This is a genomic window from Bradyrhizobium sp. RD5-C2, from assembly GCF_019972155.1.
Taxonomy (GTDB): domain Bacteria; phylum Pseudomonadota; class Alphaproteobacteria; order Rhizobiales; family Xanthobacteraceae; genus Bradyrhizobium.
In genome coordinates, this window is sequence record NZ_BOVL01000014.1 from 12302 (window position 1) to 29777 (window position 17476).

Annotated in this window: 12 protein-coding genes and 1 pseudogene; 9 read left to right on the forward strand and 4 right to left on the reverse strand. The window is 66.7% G+C overall.

The genetic code is table 11. The features are described from left to right. Positions 1-75: 75 nt before the first annotated feature. The 3 genes from BraRD5C2_RS18105 to BraRD5C2_RS18115 are packed head-to-tail and all read left to right on the forward strand — an operon-like array spanning position 76 to position 3008. On the forward strand, positions 76-888 hold the full coding sequence (locus tag BraRD5C2_RS18105; RefSeq protein WP_223970142.1) for a UDP-2,3-diacylglucosamine diphosphatase: 813 nt from the start codon (positions 76-78) through the stop codon (positions 886-888). Beyond that, a complete protein-coding gene (locus BraRD5C2_RS18110) occupies positions 885-1976 on the forward strand; it encodes a glycosyltransferase family 4 protein (RefSeq protein WP_223970144.1) in 1092 nt (363 codons plus the stop codon). Before BraRD5C2_RS18105 ends, BraRD5C2_RS18110 begins: the two co-directional genes overlap by 4 nt. A 42-nt stretch (positions 1977-2018) precedes the next feature. After that, entirely contained in the window at positions 2019-3008 is a 990-nt protein-coding gene (locus BraRD5C2_RS18115; RefSeq protein ID WP_223970145.1) for a threonine/serine dehydratase, read from the forward strand. Positions 3009-3098: 90 nt separating this feature from the next. On the opposite strand, the pseudogene BraRD5C2_RS18120 reads toward BraRD5C2_RS18115, so the two are convergent. Both BraRD5C2_RS18120 and BraRD5C2_RS18125 read right to left on the reverse strand, forming a co-directional pair. Beyond that, positions 3099-3335, reverse strand: a pseudogene (locus BraRD5C2_RS18120) (ADP-ribosylation/crystallin J1); the annotation flags it as partial. Between the two features lie 10 nt (positions 3336-3345). Beyond that, positions 3346-4677 (reverse strand): hypothetical protein, encoded by a 1332-nt coding sequence (locus tag BraRD5C2_RS18125; RefSeq protein WP_223970146.1) that lies wholly within the window; start codon positions 4675-4677, stop codon positions 3346-3348. Positions 4678-4752: 75 nt separating this feature from the next. Here BraRD5C2_RS18125 and BraRD5C2_RS18130 point away from each other — a divergent pair, with 75 nt between their 5' ends. Further along, the gene (locus BraRD5C2_RS18130) at positions 4753-5925 is read left to right on the forward strand and encodes an MFS transporter (protein ID WP_223970147.1); all 1173 of its coding nucleotides are present in this window, start codon (positions 4753-4755) and stop codon (positions 5923-5925) included. Here BraRD5C2_RS18130 and dgcA read toward each other — a convergent pair. Next, positions 5922-6923 (reverse strand): N-acetyl-D-Glu racemase DgcA, encoded by a 1002-nt coding sequence (dgcA, locus tag BraRD5C2_RS18135; RefSeq protein ID WP_223970148.1) that lies wholly within the window; start codon positions 6921-6923, stop codon positions 5922-5924. The two genes, BraRD5C2_RS18130 and dgcA, sit on opposite strands and share 4 nt — an antisense overlap. 134 nt (positions 6924-7057) lie before the next feature. Between dgcA and BraRD5C2_RS18140 the strand changes: the two genes are divergently transcribed. The 3 genes from BraRD5C2_RS18140 (at position 7058) to BraRD5C2_RS18150 (ending at position 9955) form a co-directional block, all read left to right on the forward strand. Next, on the forward strand, positions 7058-8191 hold the full coding sequence (locus BraRD5C2_RS18140) for an MlaE family ABC transporter permease (RefSeq protein WP_223970149.1): 1134 nt from the start codon (positions 7058-7060) through the stop codon (positions 8189-8191). A gap of 2 nt (positions 8192-8193) precedes the next feature. Then, the gene (locus BraRD5C2_RS18145) at positions 8194-8964 is read left to right on the forward strand and encodes an ABC transporter ATP-binding protein (protein WP_223970150.1); all 771 of its coding nucleotides are present in this window, start codon (positions 8194-8196) and stop codon (positions 8962-8964) included. 121 nt (positions 8965-9085) lie between these two features. Beyond that, positions 9086-9955 (forward strand): MlaD family protein, encoded by an 870-nt coding sequence (locus BraRD5C2_RS18150; protein WP_223970151.1) that lies wholly within the window; start codon positions 9086-9088, stop codon positions 9953-9955. A 220-nt stretch (positions 9956-10175) separates the two neighbouring features. On the opposite strand, the gene BraRD5C2_RS18155 is transcribed toward BraRD5C2_RS18150, so the two are convergent. After that, positions 10176-16148, reverse strand: a complete 5973-nt coding sequence (locus BraRD5C2_RS18155; RefSeq protein ID WP_223970152.1) for an apolipoprotein A-IV repeat region-like domain-containing protein — start codon at positions 16146-16148, stop codon at positions 10176-10178. 380 nt (positions 16149-16528) lie between these two features. Between BraRD5C2_RS18155 and BraRD5C2_RS18160 the strand changes: the two genes are divergently transcribed. Both BraRD5C2_RS18160 and BraRD5C2_RS18165 read left to right on the forward strand, forming a co-directional pair. Continuing rightward, positions 16529-16906 (forward strand): Hpt domain-containing protein, encoded by a 378-nt coding sequence (locus tag BraRD5C2_RS18160; RefSeq protein ID WP_092115455.1) that lies wholly within the window; start codon positions 16529-16531, stop codon positions 16904-16906. A 162-nt stretch (positions 16907-17068) separates the two neighbouring features. Further along, positions 17069-17389 (forward strand): 2Fe-2S iron-sulfur cluster-binding protein, encoded by a 321-nt coding sequence (locus BraRD5C2_RS18165; protein WP_092115454.1) that lies wholly within the window; start codon positions 17069-17071, stop codon positions 17387-17389. Positions 17390-17476: the final 87 nt, after the last annotated feature.

A 17476-nucleotide genomic window follows, 5' to 3' on the forward strand; every position in this document is an offset into this window, starting at 1 on the left:
CGTTAACTGTTAGTGAGGCCTTGGGGCGCGAGGGTCGTCATCGCCTTGTCACAGGAATCTGTTAGGTGCACAGGCATGGGAAGTGACTCCTTGAGTGAAGAGAGCCCCGAGCGGCGCTTTCGCACTTTGTTTATCTCCGATGTCCATCTCGGAGCCCGCGGTTCGCAAGCCGACCGCCTGCTGGACTTCCTCCGCTCCCACGATGCCGACACGATCTACCTCGTTGGTGATATCGTCGACGGCTGGGCGCTGAAGTCGAACTGGCACTGGCCGCAGACCCATAATGATTTCGTGCAGAAGATGCTGCGCAAGGCGCGCAAGGGCGCCAAGGTGATCTACGTCCCGGGCAACCACGACGAGTTCCTGCGCAAATATTACGGCACGCATTTCGGCGGCATCGACGTGGTGGAGAACACCGTTCACACCGGCGCCGACGGCAAGCGCTACCTCGTGATCCACGGCGACATCTTCGATCTCGTGGTGCAGAACGCGCGCTGGCTCGCCCATCTCGGCGACAAGGCCTACGACTTCGCGATTCAGATGAATCGCTTCGTCAACTTCTTCCGCAAGATGTTCGGCGTGCCGTACTGGTCGCTGTCGCAATGGGCCAAGCTGAAGGTCAAGAAGGCGGTGAACTATATCGGCGCGTTCGAGGCGACGCTGGCCGGCGAAGCGCGGCGTCACGGCTGCGACGGCGTGATCTGCGGCCACATCCATTACGCGACGATTCATGACGAGCACGGCATCCGCTACATGAATTGCGGAGACTGGGTCGAGAGCTGCACGGCGCTCGCCGAGCATGAGGACGGCAGCTTCGAAATCATCACCTGGACCGACCCGGTGCGCCGGATCGCGCCGGTTCCGCGAGTGACGGCACGCGCTGCATGACGCATATCCTGGTCGCGACCGATGCATGGCATCCCCAGGTCAACGGGGTTGTCCGCACGCTGACCATGATGGCACAGGCGGCGAAATCGCTCGGCGTCGAGGTGAGCTTCCTGACGCCGGACGAGTTCCGCACCTTCGCGATGCCGAGCTATCGCGATCTCCGGCTTGCGCTGCCGTACCAGGCCAAGGTCGCAAGCCTGATCGAGGCGGCCAAGCCCGACAGCATCCATATTGCGACCGAAGGTCCGATCGGGCTGTCGGTCCGCCGCTATTGCCGCAAGCACGGCCTGCCGTTCACGACAAGCTTTCACACCCGCTTTCCCGAATACGTCTCGGCACGGACGCCGGTCCCCGAGGCCTGGGTGTGGCGCGCGCTGCGCTGGTTCCACCGGCCGAGCCGGGCGGTGATGGCCGCGACCCCGGCGCTGGCCGCCGAATTGCGCCAGCGCGGCTTCCGCAACGTGGTGCTGTGGTCGCGCGGCGTCGACACCGCGTTGTTCCATCCGCGCGATGTCGATCTCTGCCTGCCGCAGCCGGTCTATCTCAGCGTCGGCCGGGTGGCGGTGGAGAAGAACCTCGAGGCGTTCCTCGATCTCGATCTGCCCGGCACCAAAATCGTGGTCGGCGATGGCCCGGCGCGGGCGGCGCTGGAGCGGAGATATCCGGAGGCCGTCTTCCTCGGCGCCCGCCATGGGGAAGAATTGGCTGAAATCTATGCCGCGGCCGATGTGTTCGTTTTCCCCAGCCGCACCGATACGTTCGGTTTGGTGCTGCTCGAGGCGCTGGCCAGTGGCCTGCCGGTTGCCGCTTTTCCAGTCACCGGCCCCCGCGACGTGATCGGCGCCGCGCCGGTCGGGGTGCTCGACGAGGATCTGCACCACGCCTGCCTGGAGGCGCTCGGCATCTCGCGGCAGGCTTGCGTCGATTTTGCCGCGCTCCACACTTGGCAGGCGTCGGCCCGGGTGTTCATCGACCGCTGCATGAACGTCCGCCCCGTCGCGCCCGACAGCGAGGGGGAGGCGTTCGAATTCGGCGCCGAAGAGCACCATTTTGCGGCATTGCCGGCGCCACAGCCAAACTCACGCTAAAGCGTCTTGCCCGCCGGGCCGCCGCCGCGATACAAATCGTGGATGACGGACATCACTCTCAATCCACCCGTCGCTGCCGCGGACATCGATGCCGCCGCACGGGTGGTCGCGCCGTTCGCGGTGCGCACGCCGCTCCTGACTTTCCCCGTTCTCAACGAACGCGTCGGCACCCAGGTCTTCCTCAAGCCCGAGATGCTGCAAAGGACCGGATCGTTCAAGTTCCGCGGCGCCTTCAACAAGCTCGCCTCGATACCGCAGGACAAGCGGAGCGGGGGCGTGGTCGCGTTCTCCTCGGGCAACCACGCCCAGGGCGTTGCCGCGGCGGCAAAGATTCTCAACATGCAGGCGACCATCGTGATGCCTGCGGACTCTCCGATCACCAAGCGCGAGCGGACCAAGTCCTATGGCGCCGAGGTCGTTCTGTACGATCGCGATCGCGACGACCGCGAGGCGATCGCCAATGGCATCGCCAGCAAGCGCGGCGCGACGTTGGTGCGTCCCTATGACGATCCCTTCGTGATCGCAGGCCAGGGCACCGCCGGCCGCGAGATCGCCGAGGACATGGCCGCGCTCGGGCTCGTGCCCGATATCGTGGTCGCGCCGGCTTCCGGCGGCGGCCTGATCGCGGGTGTTGCCACCGCGGTGAAGGCGAAATTCCCGCAGTCCCAGGTGATCGTGGCCGAGCCCGCGGGCTATGACGATCATGCTCTGTCGCTCAAGGTCGGCCATCGCGAGGCGCATGCGGTCGCGCCGCGCACCATCTGCGATGCGCTGATGGCGATGATGCCGGGCGAGCTCACCTTCGCCATCAACAGCAAGCTGCTCGCAAACGGCGTCAGCGTCTCCGACGACGAGGTCGGTGCTGCCGTCGCTTTTGCCTATCGCGAGTTGAAGCTCGTGGTCGAGCCCGGCGGCGCAGTCGGCCTCGCGGCGCTGCTGGCGGGACGGATCGACGCCAAGGGCAAGAACGTCGTCATCGTGCTCTCGGGCGGCAATGTCGACGCCGACCTGTTCGCGAAGCTCGTCGCCTGAGAACAGCATCTTGAAGAGAAACGGGGCAGGGCGGTAGTCGCTCTGCCCCGTTTCGTTGTGCGACGCCGCTGATCAATGCCTGAAGCCGCCATAGCGATCGATGAAGCTTCGTTTGACCTGAAACCGTGTGACGAATCCGGCGCCGCTCGCGGGCACGTTCCAGTCGCGCGCAATCTTTGCGGCGTACTCTTCCGTCAGGACCGGATAGAAGATCGGTTGATCGGGAAGCCGCGGCGGAAAGGCACGCATGCCACCCTGCTCGATCAGCGCGAGCTCCTGGGGGCCCACCGGCCGCCAAAGAGTGATCGCGTCGGTTTCGTCGGGCATCGGACCGCGCTTACGAGAAGAACGCGATTCTCTCGACCTGGCTCATACGGCGGATCGGCGCGAGCGGATCGTTGGCTGCGACGCTCGGCTTTTTCAAAAGCCCACTCGCGATGATGGTCGAGCCGAGTGAGATTTCTGCCGCGGGAGCCGCGGCAGCCTCGACGGCGGGCCGGAGGGGCGGCGGCACGGCGGCCGGAGTCGCGGCAACCGGTGCTGCAGCAACTGGCGCTGCAGCAATTGGCGCTGCGGCCATCAGCGGCGGCTCGACCTTGACCTCGATCGGCTCAGGCGCCGGTGCGGGCTCGGGCTGAATCGCCGGTGCATCCATCTCGGGCTCGTCAGCCATTGCCTCGGCGACGCGCATCTCCTCGGCAGCGCGCATCTCTTCGGCGATTGCTTCTTCGTCGATCGGATCGGGCGCGCCCATCTCCATCGCGATGAGATCGAGCATCGCTTCGTCCTGGGCGTCAGCGGCGGCCTCGGTGACGCGGGCGAGCTCTGCGGCTTCGGCGTCGGCCAGCGCGGCCTCCGCCTTGATCCAGGCTTCGTTCGGCTCCGGCGTGGCGGCAGCCTCAATGCTCGGCGTTGAGGCAGGCATCGTGGCTTCGGCGGGCGGCGTTGCAACGGCTTCCTGAGGCGGCGCCGGTGGCGTGGCGGCGATCGTGGCTTCGGGCGCGGCGCTCTCGGCGGCAGTGCCTTCGGCTACCGGTTGCGGCGAGGGCGCAGCAACGAGCGGTTCCGCAACCGGTGCTTCGGTTACGGCCGCCGGCTCAGCCACGGGCGTTTCCGCCTTATCCGGATCGAATTCGCTGAGCCGGCGGGCGAGTGCCGCGAAGGCAGCATCCAGCACCGCCTTGGCGTCGTCCATCGAAACCTCGGTCGCACCGGCCTCGATCGCGCTGGCCTGCGAATCGATGATGTCGCAGATCCGGCCGTCATTGCCGATCTCGCGCAGCCGCCAGGAGATTTCCCGAATCACCCGCACGCCCTTGCGCACCGGCGCGAGGTTCGGCTCGAAGCTGATGCCGTCGAGCGCCGCGATGGCGGAGGCCTGGGCGGCCTCGATCGCGCCGCGCAGGGCGGCCAGCGCCTGCGCCAGCTGCTCGTCCCTGATGGCCGCTGCGGCGGCTTGCCGCTGCGCGCTGAGGCTGTCCTCGATCCGCGCCACGGCATCGAGCACCATGCGGGTATCCGCATTGCGGTTGCGCTTGGCGTATTCGCCGAGGAACCAGCGGCCCCGCGAGGTCTCCATGAAAGCCGCGCTGATCGCAGCATAGTCCTCCTCGCTCGGCAGGGCCGCGCGGGCGGATATCGGAGACAGGGCGAATGCTTCTTCGGCCATCACAATCTCTCCGCGCAAATCACTGCGCGTTACGCTAACGATCACCACGATATCGCGCGAATCGCAATTGAATTGATGTCTTCCGAATCACAAATCCCCATCGCAGCCAAAGTTGCGCCGCGGCGATTCGCGCGCAGCCTCGCGGCATTCTATGCCACGACGTTCGGGATGACCGGGGTCCACCTGCCGTTCTTCACGGTGTGGCTGAAGGCGATCGGGATCGATGCCACCTGGATCGGCCTCATCACGGCGGTGCCGCCGGTGACGCGCTTCACCGTGTTGCCGCTGGTCACCGCGGCTGCGGAGCGGCGCCAGATGCTGCGCGGCGCGATGATCGCCACGGGATTCGCCACCGCGGTGGGCTTTGCCGTGATCGGCACCCAGCACCAGCCGTTGGTGTTGCTCGCGGTCTATGCGCTGACCTGCTGCGTCTGGACGCCGATGGTGCCGCTCACCGACGCCTACGCGCTGCGCGGCGTCAGGCAATTCGGCCTGAGCTACGGACCGCTGCGGCTGTGGGGCTCGGCCGCCTTCGCGGTCTGCGCGCTGATCAGCGGGTTCTTGCTCCGCTATGTCGCCGAGGTCGATCTGATCTGGATCATCACCGCCGTGACCGTGCTCGGCGCGCTGGTCGGGCTGACGCTGCGGCCGCTGGGCCGCCCGGTGGCTACAGTCGCGCACGCGGCCGGCGTGCCGAGGCTGCTGCGTAATCCGACGTTCCTCGCGATCATCGTGTCCTCGGCGCTGATCCAGGGCAGCCACGGCGCCTATTACATCTTCGCATCGATCGCCTGGCAGCAGGCCGGCTTCAGCGGCCTGACCATCGCGGCCCTTTGGGTGCTCGGCGTGATCGCCGAGATCGTGCTGTTTGCAGCGTCGCCGCGCTTCACGCTGCCGTCGGCTGTGCTGGTGATGATCGCGGCCGCCAGCGCTATGGCGCGCTGGGCGATCACCGCGCAGGATCCGTCGCTTGCGGTGCTGGCCGTGGTCCAGCTCGGACACGGGCTGAGCTTCGGCCTGACCCAGGTCGGCATCATGGGGCTGATGGTGCATCACGTGCCGGTTCATGTGATGGCGCGCGCGCAGGGCTATCTCACCGCCTGCGGCGGCATCGTCGCCAGCACCACGGCGATCGTCAGCGGCTTGGTCTATGCGCGCTTCGGGCTTGGCGTCTACGACATGATGGCGGCGATGGCGGCGACGGGCGGGCTGGTGATGTGGTTCGCGCGCAAACGACTAACCCGCTAGCCCCAGAGTGCGGCGTCGGGCGGATAGACCAGGCTGCCTTCATAGCGCAGGCCGTTGTCGCGGTCCCTGGCCAGCAGCAGCGGGCCGTCGAGATCGACGAAGCGCGCGGCTTGCGCGATCAGCATCGCCGGCGCCATCGCGAGCGAGGTCGCGACCATGCAGCCGATCATGATCTCGAAGCCGAGCGCGCGGGCGGCATCCGCCATCGCCAGCGCTTCGGTCAGTCCGCCGGTCTTGTCGAGCTTGATGTTGACGGCGTCATAGCGGCCGCGAAGGCCCTCGAGCGAGGCGCGGTCATGCACGCTCTCGTCGGCGCAGACCGCAACCGGGCGCTTGATCCGCAGCAGCGCCTCGTCCTTGCCCGCCGGCAGCGGCTGCTCGATCAGCGTGACACCGGCATCGGCACAGGCCGCGAAATTGGCGGCGAGATTGTCCTCGGTCCAGGCTTCATTGGCATCGACGATGAGTTCGGAGGTGGGCGCCGCCTTGCGCACGGCGACGATCCGCGCGGCGTCGCCAGTGCCGCCGAGCTTGATCTTGAGCAGCGCGCGATGTGCGGCCTTCGCGGTGGCCTCCGCCATTACCTCGGGCGTCCCGAGCGAAATCGTATAAGCGGTGGTGCGCGGCTCGGGCGCAGGCCGGCCGAGCACATTCCAGATCCGCTGACCGGCGCGCTTGGCCTCGAGGTCCGCCAGCGCGCAATCCAGCGCATTGCGGGCGGCGCCGGCGGGCATGCTGGCTTGCAAGGCGATGCGGTCCATGCCATTGGCGAATGGCTCCTGCATCGCCTGGATCGCCCGCAGCGTCGCCTCGGGCGTTTCGCCGTAGCGCGGGTAGGGCACGCATTCGCCGCGGCCGGTGAGGCCACCCCGGCTCACCTCGACCACCACGACGACAGCCTCCGTCTTGGCGCCACGGCTGATCGTGAAGGTTCCGGCGATCGGCCAGCGCTCGATCCGCGTGGTCAGGGAAATCGCTCCGGGAGGGGTGGAAGTCATTTTAAAGTCTACTATTTCCTGAACCGTAGCTTGCGACGCGCAACCAACTATGGCTGGTTAGCGGCAGATTCGACAAGCCGATCCGGCAAGCCGCCGGAGATCAACGGCCAGCCGGCTTGAGGGGTAGGCAAAAGGTGAGCGGCGACCCGACACTGGAGCGGATAGCCCAAGGCGAAGGACTCGCGTTGTGCGCGGCGGGTAACTGGACAGCCCGCTTTGCTCCAGCGCTCGAGCGGATCGTCTCCGACGCTGAGAAACTGCGCGGCAGCCGTTCCCACATCTTCATCGACGTGTCGCAGGTCGCGAGCCTCGACACGTTCGGCGCGTGGCTGATCGAGCGGCTGCGCCGCAGCCTGAGCGATGCCAGCGCCGAAGCGGAGATCGCGGGCCTCTCCGCCAATTATTCCAGCCTGGTCGACGAGGTGCGCCGCGTCGGCCCTGCGCCCAAGACCGCGAGCAACCAGCTCTTGATAGTAGGCATGCTGGAGCAGATCGGGCGCACCGTGGCCGGGATCAGCGGCACCATCATCGGCCTGGTGGATATGCTCGGCGCGGTGCTGGCCGCCGCCGGCAAGGTGCTGATCCATCCGCGCAGCTTCCGCCTGACCTCGACGGTGCATCACCTCGAGCAGGTCTGTTTGCGCGCGGTGCCGATCGTGGTCCTGATCACCTTCCTGATCGGCTGCATCATCTCGCAGCAGGGCATCTTCCATTTCCGAAGGTTCGGCGCCGACATCTTCGTGGTCGACATGCTGGGCGTGCTGGTGCTGCGCGAGATCGGCGTGCTGCTGGTCGCGATCATGGTCGCGGGCCGCTCCGGCTCGGCCTATACCGCCGAGCTCGGCTCGATGAAGATGCGCGAGGAGATCGACGCGCTGCGCACCATGGGCTTCGATCCGATCGAGGTCTTGATCCTGCCGCGCATGCTGGCACTGGTGCTGGCGCTGCCGATCCTGGCCTTTCTCGGCGCGATGGCCGCGCTCTACGGCGGCGGGCTGGTAGCCTGGCTCTACGGCGGCGTCGATCCGGAGGCCTTCCTGCTCCGCCTTCGTGATGCCATATCGATCGACCATTTCATCGTCGGCATGGTCAAGGCGCCTGTCATGGCCGCGGTGATCGGCATCGTCGCCTGTGTCGAGGGGCTTGCGGTGCAGGGCTCGGCGGAGTCGCTCGGTCAGCACACCACCGCGTCGGTGGTGAAGGGGATCTTCTTCGTGATCGTGATGGACGGCGTGTTCGCGATCTTCTTCGCCTCGATCGGGATGTGATCATGGCCGAGCAGGACATCGACGCCATCATCCGGGTCCGCGACATCACGGTTCAATTCGGCAGCACGCGCGTGCTCGACGGCCTCGACCTCGACGTCAAGCGCGGCGAGATCCTCGGCTTCGTCGGGCCGTCGGGCGCCGGCAAGTCGGTGCTGACGCGAACCATCATCGGCCTTGTGCCGAAGGTCTCCGGCCGCATCGAGGTGTTCGGCGTCGATCTCGATGCCGCGAACTCGGCGCAGCGCCGCGGCGTCGAGCGGCGCTGGGGCGTCTTGTTCCAGCAGGGCGCGCTGTTCTCCTCGCTCACGGTGCGCCAGAACATCCAGTTTCCGGCGCGCGAATACTTGCGCGTCTCGCAGCGGCTGCTCGACGAGATCGTGGTGGCGAAGCTCGTAATGGTCGGGCTGAAGCCCGAGGTCGCCGATCGCTATCCGTCGGAACTGTCCGGCGGCATGATCAAGCGCGTCGCGCTGGCGCGCGCACTCGCGCTCGATCCCGAGCTCGTGTTTCTCGACGAGCCGACGTCGGGCCTCGATCCGATCGGCGCCGGCGATTTCGACGAGCTGGTGCGCACCCTGCAGCGCACTTTGGGGCTGACCGTTTTCATGGTAACCCACGATCTCGACAGTCTTTACACGGCGTGCGACCGTATCGCCGTTTTAGGGAACGGCAAGATCATTGCTGCAGGATCGATCGCCGACATGAAGGCATCGCAGCATCCGTGGCTGCAGCAATATTTCAACGGCAAGCGCGCCCGCGCCGTTGTGGCTTAGCCCATGATCCCGAAACGAAAAGACCGGTTTTCGGACGAGATCATGCGCCAACAGGGAATTCGACGGGCTCGAACGCAGGCCGACTGCGTGAGCGCCCAAGAGTGATGAACGCGAGCAATTGATGGAAACGCGGGCGAACTACGTCTTGATCGGGGCTTTCACGCTGGCGGTAATCGCCGCGGCGTTCGGCTTCGTGCTGTGGTTCCAGAGCCTGCACACCACCAAGCAGCGCAGCCCGTTGCGGGTGATCTTCGAGGGGCCGGCGTCGGGCCTGCGCAATGGCGGCAATGTCAACTTTAACGGTATTCGGATAGGGGAGGTGGTCTCGGTCAAGCTCGACAACCCCCGGCGCGTGGTCGCGCTGGCGATGATCGAGAACAACGCACCGCTGCGCAAGGACACCCTGGTCGGCCTCGAATTCCAGGGCCTGACCGGCGTCGCCGCGATCTCGCTGAAAGGTGGCGAGGAGGCCGCCCCGCCGGTGCCGCTGGATGAGGACGGCATCCCGGTTCTGACCGCCGATCCGAACGCGTTGCAGGACGTCACCGAGGCGATCCGCGCCACGCTGCAAAACGTCAACCGCATCGTCGCCGACAACCAGCAGTCGGTGAAGAATTCGCTGAAGAATCTCGAGGTCTTCACCCAAGCCTTAGCGCGCAATTCCGAGAAAATCGACAACGTCATGCTCAAGGTCGACGGCGTGATGGGCAAGGCCGACAATCTGATGCTGGGCCTCAATGCGATCGCGGGCGGCAACAATGGCAGCGAGCTGAACCTGATGGTGAAGTCGATCCGCGAGCTCGCCGACAACGTCGACAAGCGGTCCAATCTGCTGATCAACGACGGCCGCCGCACACTGTCCGACATCAGCCGCGCCGTGAACAATTTCGACCGCAACCCGAGCCGGGTGATCTTCGGCGGCAGCAACAACGCCGCACCCGAGCCCGCGCCGGCTCCCGCCGCAGCGCCGACCGGGCCGCGGCGGCGGTAGTAGGTTGCGCGAGTAGCTTTTCCCCGCTGCCAGGCCCGTCATTGCGAGGAGCGAAGCGACGAAGCAATCCATCGTGCGCCGAGTTGAGAGGTGGATTGCTTCGCTCCGCTCGCAATGACGGTTGTTCTCCATCGCGTCTCCGCGAGCCGCACGCCTTAGCCAAAACAAAAACGGAGACCTTTAGGTCTCCGTTTTCCATTCGCTAGTCGCTATTCGCAGCTTACCCCAGCCGTCCTGCCGCGTGGGCGAGCAGGGTGTAGACCAGCCCGGTCTCCGAGGTCAGGTGGCTGCTCAGCTCCTGCTGGCCGCGACCTTCGCGGGCGACTTCGTCGAGCAGGCGCTCGAACTCCGCGATGTAGCGGTCGACCGTCTGCTTGAAGCCGCGGTCGGCGCGGTACTTGCGGGCCACTTCATCGAAGGCCTTCTGGCCGGCCGGCGTGTAGAGGCGCTTGGAGAACGCCTTGTTCTCGCCGCGCTGGTAGCGATCCCACATCTCGGCGGCGAGCGTGCGGTCCATCAGCCGGCCGATGTCGAGCGACAGCGATTCCAGCGGATTGGCGGCCGGCTGCGGCTGCGGCGGACGCGGGCGCTGCTGGGCGTCGCGGCCCTGCGGGGCAGGCGGCGGCGCGTCGCTGCGGTTGAGCAGGTCGGACAGCCAGCCGTCGCCGTTGTTGTTGGGACCGGCCGGGCTCACCGACGGGGCCTCGGTGCGGCGCGAGGTCGCCATGCCGAGATCAGGCGGCGGCAGCGTCGAGGCGCTGTTGCCATTGTCGCGCACGCTGTCCCGCATGCGCACGTCGGCGCGGCCGCCGGCGGCAGCCATCACCGCCGGCTCCTCGTGGCGGACGCTGGCGCGGTTGGTCGAGACCACGTCGAGGCCGCGGCCGTGATGGGCGACGATGCGGTTCAATTCGGCCAGGGCCTCGATCTGGTCGACGATCACCTTGCGCATCTGCGCAGTGTTTTCGGCGGCCTCCTGCGGCATTTCCAGCACGCCGCGGCGCAGCTCGTTGCGGGTGGCCTCGAGCTCGTTGTGCATCTCGCTCGCCATCTGCTTCATCGCCGTGACCATCGCGGAGAACTTCTCCGTCGATTCCCTGAACATCGCATCGGTCTCGGCATTGCTCTGCTGGTAGAGGTCGTTCATGGCGTCGACGGTCTGCTGACGCTCGTTCTCGGCGGCCATGCGCACCGCCTCGAACTGCTTGCTGATCGCAGCCGAACCTGCGCCTGCGGTCTCCGCCACCACGCGCGCGATGTCGCGAGCGCGTTCCTCGGCCGCGCCGAGTGATTCATCGAGCAGTCCGGTGAAGCGCGACAGCCGCTGGTCGAGATCGGTGGTGCGCAGGTCGATGGTCGTGACCAGCGATTCCAGCGCCGACTTGCGCTCGCTGACGGAGGTCGTCGTCGAACGGTTGGCCTGCTCGACCACGGCAGCCGCATCGATCAGCGCCTTGCCATGGGTCTCGAACTGGCTCGACAGCGCACCGAGATCTTCCAGCGCCTTGCCGGTCTTGCTGTTGAACACCGTGAGCTGGTCTTCCAGCGTCTGGGTCGCCACGCCGTTGCGCGAGGTGACGTCGTTCATGGCGGACACGAAGTCGGCCACGCGGGTCACCAGCGCGCGCTCCAGCGAGTTGAGGTTGTCGTGGGCGCCGGTCAACACTTCCTGCAGCAGGATGTTGCCCTCGCGCAGCCGCTCGAATAGCGCCACCGTGTCGGTGCGCAGGATCTTGCTGGTCTCCTGCATCTCCGTGACGGCGGAGATCGAGACCTGGCGCGACTGGTCGATTGCCGCGCGCGAGGCATGCTCGAGCTCCTTGAGCGACTTCGCCACCGCACCGGTCGCCTGATCGCCGGCCGAGGTGATGTTGCGCGCGACATCGCCGCCGTGCGCCGCCATCGACTGCGAGAAGGCGAGGCCGCGGGTTTCGATCGCCTTCAGCGCGTCCGCGGTGGCGCGATCCATGTCGTTCGACAGCTGCGTGGTCTTGGCGGTCAGCGCCTCGACCAGCGAGCCGCGGCGGCCGTCGACCATCTGCGACAGCCGCTCGGTCTGCTGCTGCACATAGGTGACGATCTCGTCGGTCTTGCCGGTCATCGCCGAGCCGAATGCGCTGGAGGCCGACAGCACCGAACGTTCGATGTCGGCGGAGGTCGTCTTGACCTTGGTCGAGACCTCGTTGGACATCGTGATCAGCGCGGCCTGTGCGTTCTGCGCAGAGGTCTGGATGTTGTCGGTGGTCTTGGCCGTGACCGAACCCAGCGCGCGCTCGATATCGGTCGAGAGCGTGCGGATCTGGGCGGCGGCATCGGCGGAGGTCGCCGCAAACGAGCTCTGGGCCTCGCGGGCGCTGCCCAGGATGGTCTGTGCGGTCTCGGCGCTGGCCGCGGTCAGCGAGCGCTCGATCTCGACCGAGATCGCGCGCATCTGGCTTGCGGCCTCGCTCGATGTTGCCACGAACGAGTTCTGGGCATCGCGGGCACTGCCGACGATCGTCTGGGCGGTGTTGGTGCCGACCGACGTCAGGGTGCGCTCGACATCGGCTGCCAGCGACTTGACGTGGTTGGCTGCTTCGGTCGACGCGGTGACGAGGGTGTTCTGCGCCTCGCGAGCGCCGGCCGTCAGCGCCTCGATGGTGCCGGAACCGGCCATCGACAGCGCGCGCTGGATATCGGCGGCAAGCGCCGACACCTTTGTCGCAGACTCGGTCGATGCGTTGACCAGCATGCTCTGGGCTTCACGCGCGCCTGATGTGATCGATTCCGCGGTGGCGGAGCCGGCCATCGACAGCGAACGCTCCATGTCGGCGGCCAGGGTGCGGACCAGATCGGTGGCCTCGGTGGATGTGCTCGCCAGCGTGCTCTGGGCCTCGCGCGCCGAGGCGACGATGGCTTCCGCGGTGGCGGAGCCCGCCATCGACAGCGAGCGCTCGATATCGGCCGACAGGGTGCGGACCAGATTGGTGGCGTCGGTGGACGCACCGGCCAGCGTGTTCTGGGCCTCGCGGGCGGAGGCGACGACTGCTTCCGCGGTCGCGGTGCCGGCGGTCGAGAGCGAGTGCTGGATGTCGGCCGCGAGCGTGCGGGCGAGGTTGGTGGCTTCGGTCGACGCGCCGGCCAGCGTGCTCTGAGCTTCGCGAGCGGAGGCGACGACGGCTTCCGCGGTAGCGGACCCGGCCATCGACAGCGAGCGCTCGACGTCGCTGGCGAGCGACTTGACCTGGCCGGTGACGTCGTTCGACGTCGCGATCAGCGTGGTCTGGGCCTCGCGGGCACCGGTCATGATCGCTTCGGCAGCGGCAGAGCCGGACATCGACAGCGATTGCTCGACGTCGGCGGCAAGCAACTTGACCTGGCTTGCGGCTTCGATCGAGGCCGAGACCAGCGTGGTCTGCGCGTCGCGGGCGCCGGACAGCACGGAGGCCGCGGTGGCGCTACCGGCCGCCTGCAGCGTGCGCTCGACGTCCTCCGACAGCGCCTTGATCTGCGAGGCGACGTCGCCGGATGCGGAGACCAGCGACACCTGGGCGTCGCGGGCACTGGTGAGGATCGAGTTGGCGGCGCTGGTGCCGACGGCGGTCAGCACGCCCTCGACCTCGGCCGAGCTCAGCTTGAGCTGGTTGCCGACATCCGCGGACACGGTGAGCAGCGCCTGCTGCGCGGTGCGCGCGCCGGTCTGGATGGTTTCGCTGGTGTTGACCACGAGGTTGGTCAGCGAGCGCTCGGCGTCCTCAACATGGGACTTGATGCTCGACGACAGCAGCTCGGCGCGGGACATCATGTCCTCGCTCGCCTGGCGGCCGCTGCTCTCGATGCGGCCGGCGACGGCCTCGACGCGCGAGCCCAGCAGGTCCTCGAACTGCGCGACGCGGGTGTCGATGTCGCCGGCGATGGCGCCGACGCGGCTCTCGATGCCCTGCTGGATGTCGGCGAAGCGCGCCGAGATGGTGTCGGTCACGTTCGAGCTATGGCCACTGATGGTCTCGACGAGGCGGGTGTTGTGACCGTTGATGGTATCGGCGAGGCGGGTGCTGTGACCGTCGATGGTCTCGGCGAGGCGCGTGCTGTGGCCGTTGATGGTGTCGACCAGGCGGTTGCTGTGGCCGTCGATGGTCTCGGTGACGCCGTTGATGCGATGGTCGACCGCGGCGATCGCCTGCACGGTGCCCTCGGTCAGGGTCGTGGTCAGCAGGCCGAGGCGCGAGTCGATCGAGTGGATCGCCTGGGTGGCGCCTTCGGTCAGCTGGGTCGCGAGCGTGCCGAGATGGCCGTCGATGGTGTCGGTGACCGACTTGGCGCGGCTCTCGAAGGTGACTTCGAGCGACCTCATGCGACCGTCGATCGCGTCATCCAGCGACTGCAGGCGGCCGTCGAACGAGCCGATCTTGGTGGCGAGCGATGAATCGAACGACGACAGCTTGTCGGTCAGCGAGGCGTCGAGATTGGTGACGCGGCTGCCGAGCGTGGTCTCGAACTGCAGCAGGCGCTGGTCGAGCGAAGCGGTGATCTCACCGCTATTCGAGGTGACGCGATTGTCGAAGGTGTCGACATAGGTCTTCAGGCTGTCGGCGATGTCCTGGGTCCGCTGGCCCATGCGCTCGACGATGTCGCCGCCGAATGTTTTCACGGTGCGGTCGAATTCCGAGATGTGGCGGGTGATCAGCGCGCCGAGCGTGCCGGAGTCGCGGGCGAATTTCTCGGCGAGCTCGCTGCCGTGGTTCTTCACCAGGTCGTCGAACGCGCTCATCTGCAGCGACAGCGAGTCGTGCGCGGTCTCGGTCTGGCCCACCACCTTGGCGACCAGCGAGTTGACGGTGACGTCGAGCGCTTCGCTCGCCCTGTCGCCAGAGGTCATGATCTGGCCGGCGAGGCGGTTGCCGGCGTCGTCGATCTTGCTGACGAGGTCGTTGCTGCGCAGCTCGAGCTCGAGCAGCAGCGAGTCCGCGGAGTTCTTCAGGGAGTCGTGGACCTCTTCGGTGCGGTCGGAGATGCCGTCGACGATCGCGGACGAACGCTGCTCGAACTCGCCGGTGATGCGGTCGATGCGCTCGTTCAGCATCTCGTGGACGCGATCGGCCAGATCGACGAACTCGTCATGGACGTGACCGGTCTTGAAGTTGAGGCTGGTGGTGAGCCGCTCGGAGGCGTCCATCACCGCGCGCGTGGTCTCGGCGCTGGCTTCCTCGAGGCGGTCCAGCAGGTCGCCGCCGCGTTCACCGAGCGCGAGGATCATGTTGTCGCCGGCATGGCTCAGCGCGGTCGTGATGTGCTGACCGCGCTCTTCCAGTGCGCCGGTGATGCTCTTGGCGACCTCGTCGACGCGCGAGGCAATCGCGTCCGAGATCAGCGCGATGTCGTGGCGCAGGTCGATCTGCACGCCGGAGATCGCGCTGCGCACCTGCTCGGCCTGGCCGACCAGATTGTCGCGCTGGTGGGCGATGTCCTGCAGCAGCGCGCGGATGCGCACTTCATTGTCGGAATAGGCGCGCTCCAGCGCCGCCACCTCGTTGGCAACCAAAGTCTCGAGTTCGCCGGCGCGCGCGATCGCGCGCTCGACGCCGTCGCCCATCGCCGCGACCTCGCGGCGGATCGCCTGGCCGACCGTCACCATGGAATCGGCGGCGGCGTTTTCCGGCTCGGAGAATCGCATCGCGACCTGCGCCATCGATTGCGCGATCATCTGCATGCGCTGGCCGTGCGAGGCGAGGCTGGCGAGGTAATAGAACAGCAGCACCGGAACGGCGAACAGCGCGGCGAGGCCGGCGAGCACCAGCACGCCGGTGCCCTGGGCCATCGAAGCCTGCAGGGCCGGCCAGAACGCGATGGTGAGGATGACGCCGCCGAGCAGCCAGGCGCCGGAGCAGACGAAGAACAGCGTGAAGGCGTTGCGGGCGCGGCCTCCCTGCAGCGTCTGCAGCATCTGGCCGATGGTCTCGCGATCATCATTGGCGGCGCGGCGCGGCGCGCGCGGTTCCTCGCTCGGCTCGAACACCGAACGATCGCTATTCGAGCGGGACTCGAACGATGCGGCTGAAAAATCCGGAGCTGACGGCGGCAGGTTCGGCGGCGCGGCGCCGTCGTTGAGGGGGCTGCGGCTCTCAGCGCCTTGCTCGCCGATGTTGAGGGCTTCCTGGATGGCAGAAAGCGCGACCTCGGTGGGATCTTTGACCTTCTTGGGAGTGTTCGCCATGTTCAGTCTGAGCCCTCTCACTATTTTACGCGTCGGCGAGCCTGCGAAACGTCCCCGCGCAAGCTCGAAGCCGGTGCCCACAAGCGGAGCGCAAGCGCCCCCTCGGCGGCTTGTCCGCTACATCCGCAAACATCCTATTGGGAGAGCGATGCGAATGAAATGCTTGCGATTAATACTTTCTTAATCATCGTTAACAGCTTTGCGCCATAAGGCCTTATGGGTGCTCGAAATTCCCGCTGGAGAGGGCCGATTGTGTCCGGAAATTGTCCAGAATCGGGCGGTTTTGCCGATCATCCCGACAACAATTCGTTAACCAGTTTCGTGATTGGCTTGGCGAACGGTCCGCCGGTGAAGCCCGGCAGAGACGACAGGGACAGGCCATGCCGCTTCATCTCGAACGGGTTGAATGGACGCAATCGCCGCCGCTCGCGCCGGGCGACGGGCCGATCGACGTCGATCACCTTCGACGGATGACGCTGGGCGACCCGGGCCTGGAGCGGGAAGTGCTGGCGATGTTCTCGACCCAGTCGGCCCGGATCCTTGGCGAGCTGGCTGCCTTGCCGCCCGAGGCTCCGACCCACGCCCACACCCTGAAGGGATCGGCGCGGGCGATTGGCGCCTTCGGTGTCGCCGAGGCTGCCGCCAACCTGGAAACCGCGCTGACCGCCGGTTCCGACCCGGCCCAGCCGCTCGCCGCGCTCGGGGCCGCGATCGCCGAGGCGCGTACGGCGATCGAGCTGATTCTGGGCCGCTCCTAGGCTTTCCAGCAACTCCACGGCCTGCGGCAATGGTCTGGGCGCCGTCCCGGCCGGCCGGCAGGTTTTCGGTCTCCGCGCTAGCGCTGTGAAGATCGACCCGTTATACGACTGCCCGGGACCTTTCCAACCATCGTCCGGCGCATTCCGGCAGCACGAGCAATCATGGCCAAAATCCACTTTATCGACCATTCCGGAGAGAAACGCTCCATTGATATCGAGAACGGCGCGACGGTGATGGAAGGCGCGATCCGCAACGCCATTCCCGGCATTGAAGCCGAATGCGGTGGCGCCTGCGCCTGTGCGACCTGCCATGTCTATGTCGATGACGCGTGGCGCGAGAAGGTCGGCGCGCCGTCGCCGATGGAAGAAGACATGCTCGATTTCGGCTTCGACGTGCGTCCGAATTCCCGGCTGTCCTGCCAGATCAAGGTGACCGACGATCTCGACGGACTGGTCGTGTCGACGCCCGAGCGCCAAGCCTAGAGCCTTTCGTTCCGATTGAATCGGAACGAGGCTCTAGATCTTGTTTTGACGCGTTTTCTTCACGCGAACCGGTATCCACTTCGCTCG

Excerpts from the sequence above, each read along its gene's own strand:
- BraRD5C2_RS18130 (WP_223970147.1), top strand. The coding sequence starts at position 4,753 with ATGTCTTCCGAATCACAAATCCCCATCGCAGCCAAAGTTGCGCCGCGG.
- BraRD5C2_RS18110 (WP_223970144.1), top strand. The coding sequence starts at position 885 with ATGACGCATATCCTGGTCGCGACCGATGCATGGCATCCCCAGGTCAAC.
- BraRD5C2_RS18155 (WP_223970152.1), bottom strand. The coding sequence starts at position 16,148 with ATGGCGAACACTCCCAAGAAGGTCAAAGATCCCACCGAGGTCGCGCTT.
- BraRD5C2_RS18150 (WP_223970151.1), top strand. The coding sequence starts at position 9,086 with ATGGAAACGCGGGCGAACTACGTCTTGATCGGGGCTTTCACGCTGGCG.
- BraRD5C2_RS18160 (WP_092115455.1), top strand. The coding sequence starts at position 16,529 with ATGCCGCTTCATCTCGAACGGGTTGAATGGACGCAATCGCCGCCGCTC.
- BraRD5C2_RS18105 (WP_223970142.1), top strand. The coding sequence starts at position 76 with ATGGGAAGTGACTCCTTGAGTGAAGAGAGCCCCGAGCGGCGCTTTCGC.
- BraRD5C2_RS18165 (WP_092115454.1), top strand. The coding sequence starts at position 17,069 with ATGGCCAAAATCCACTTTATCGACCATTCCGGAGAGAAACGCTCCATT.
- dgcA (WP_223970148.1), bottom strand. The coding sequence starts at position 6,923 with ATGACTTCCACCCCTCCCGGAGCGATTTCCCTGACCACGCGGATCGAG.
- BraRD5C2_RS18145 (WP_223970150.1), top strand. The coding sequence starts at position 8,194 with ATGGCCGAGCAGGACATCGACGCCATCATCCGGGTCCGCGACATCACG.
- BraRD5C2_RS18125 (WP_223970146.1), bottom strand. The coding sequence starts at position 4,677 with ATGGCCGAAGAAGCATTCGCCCTGTCTCCGATATCCGCCCGCGCGGCC.
- BraRD5C2_RS18115 (WP_223970145.1), top strand. The coding sequence starts at position 2,019 with ATGACGGACATCACTCTCAATCCACCCGTCGCTGCCGCGGACATCGAT.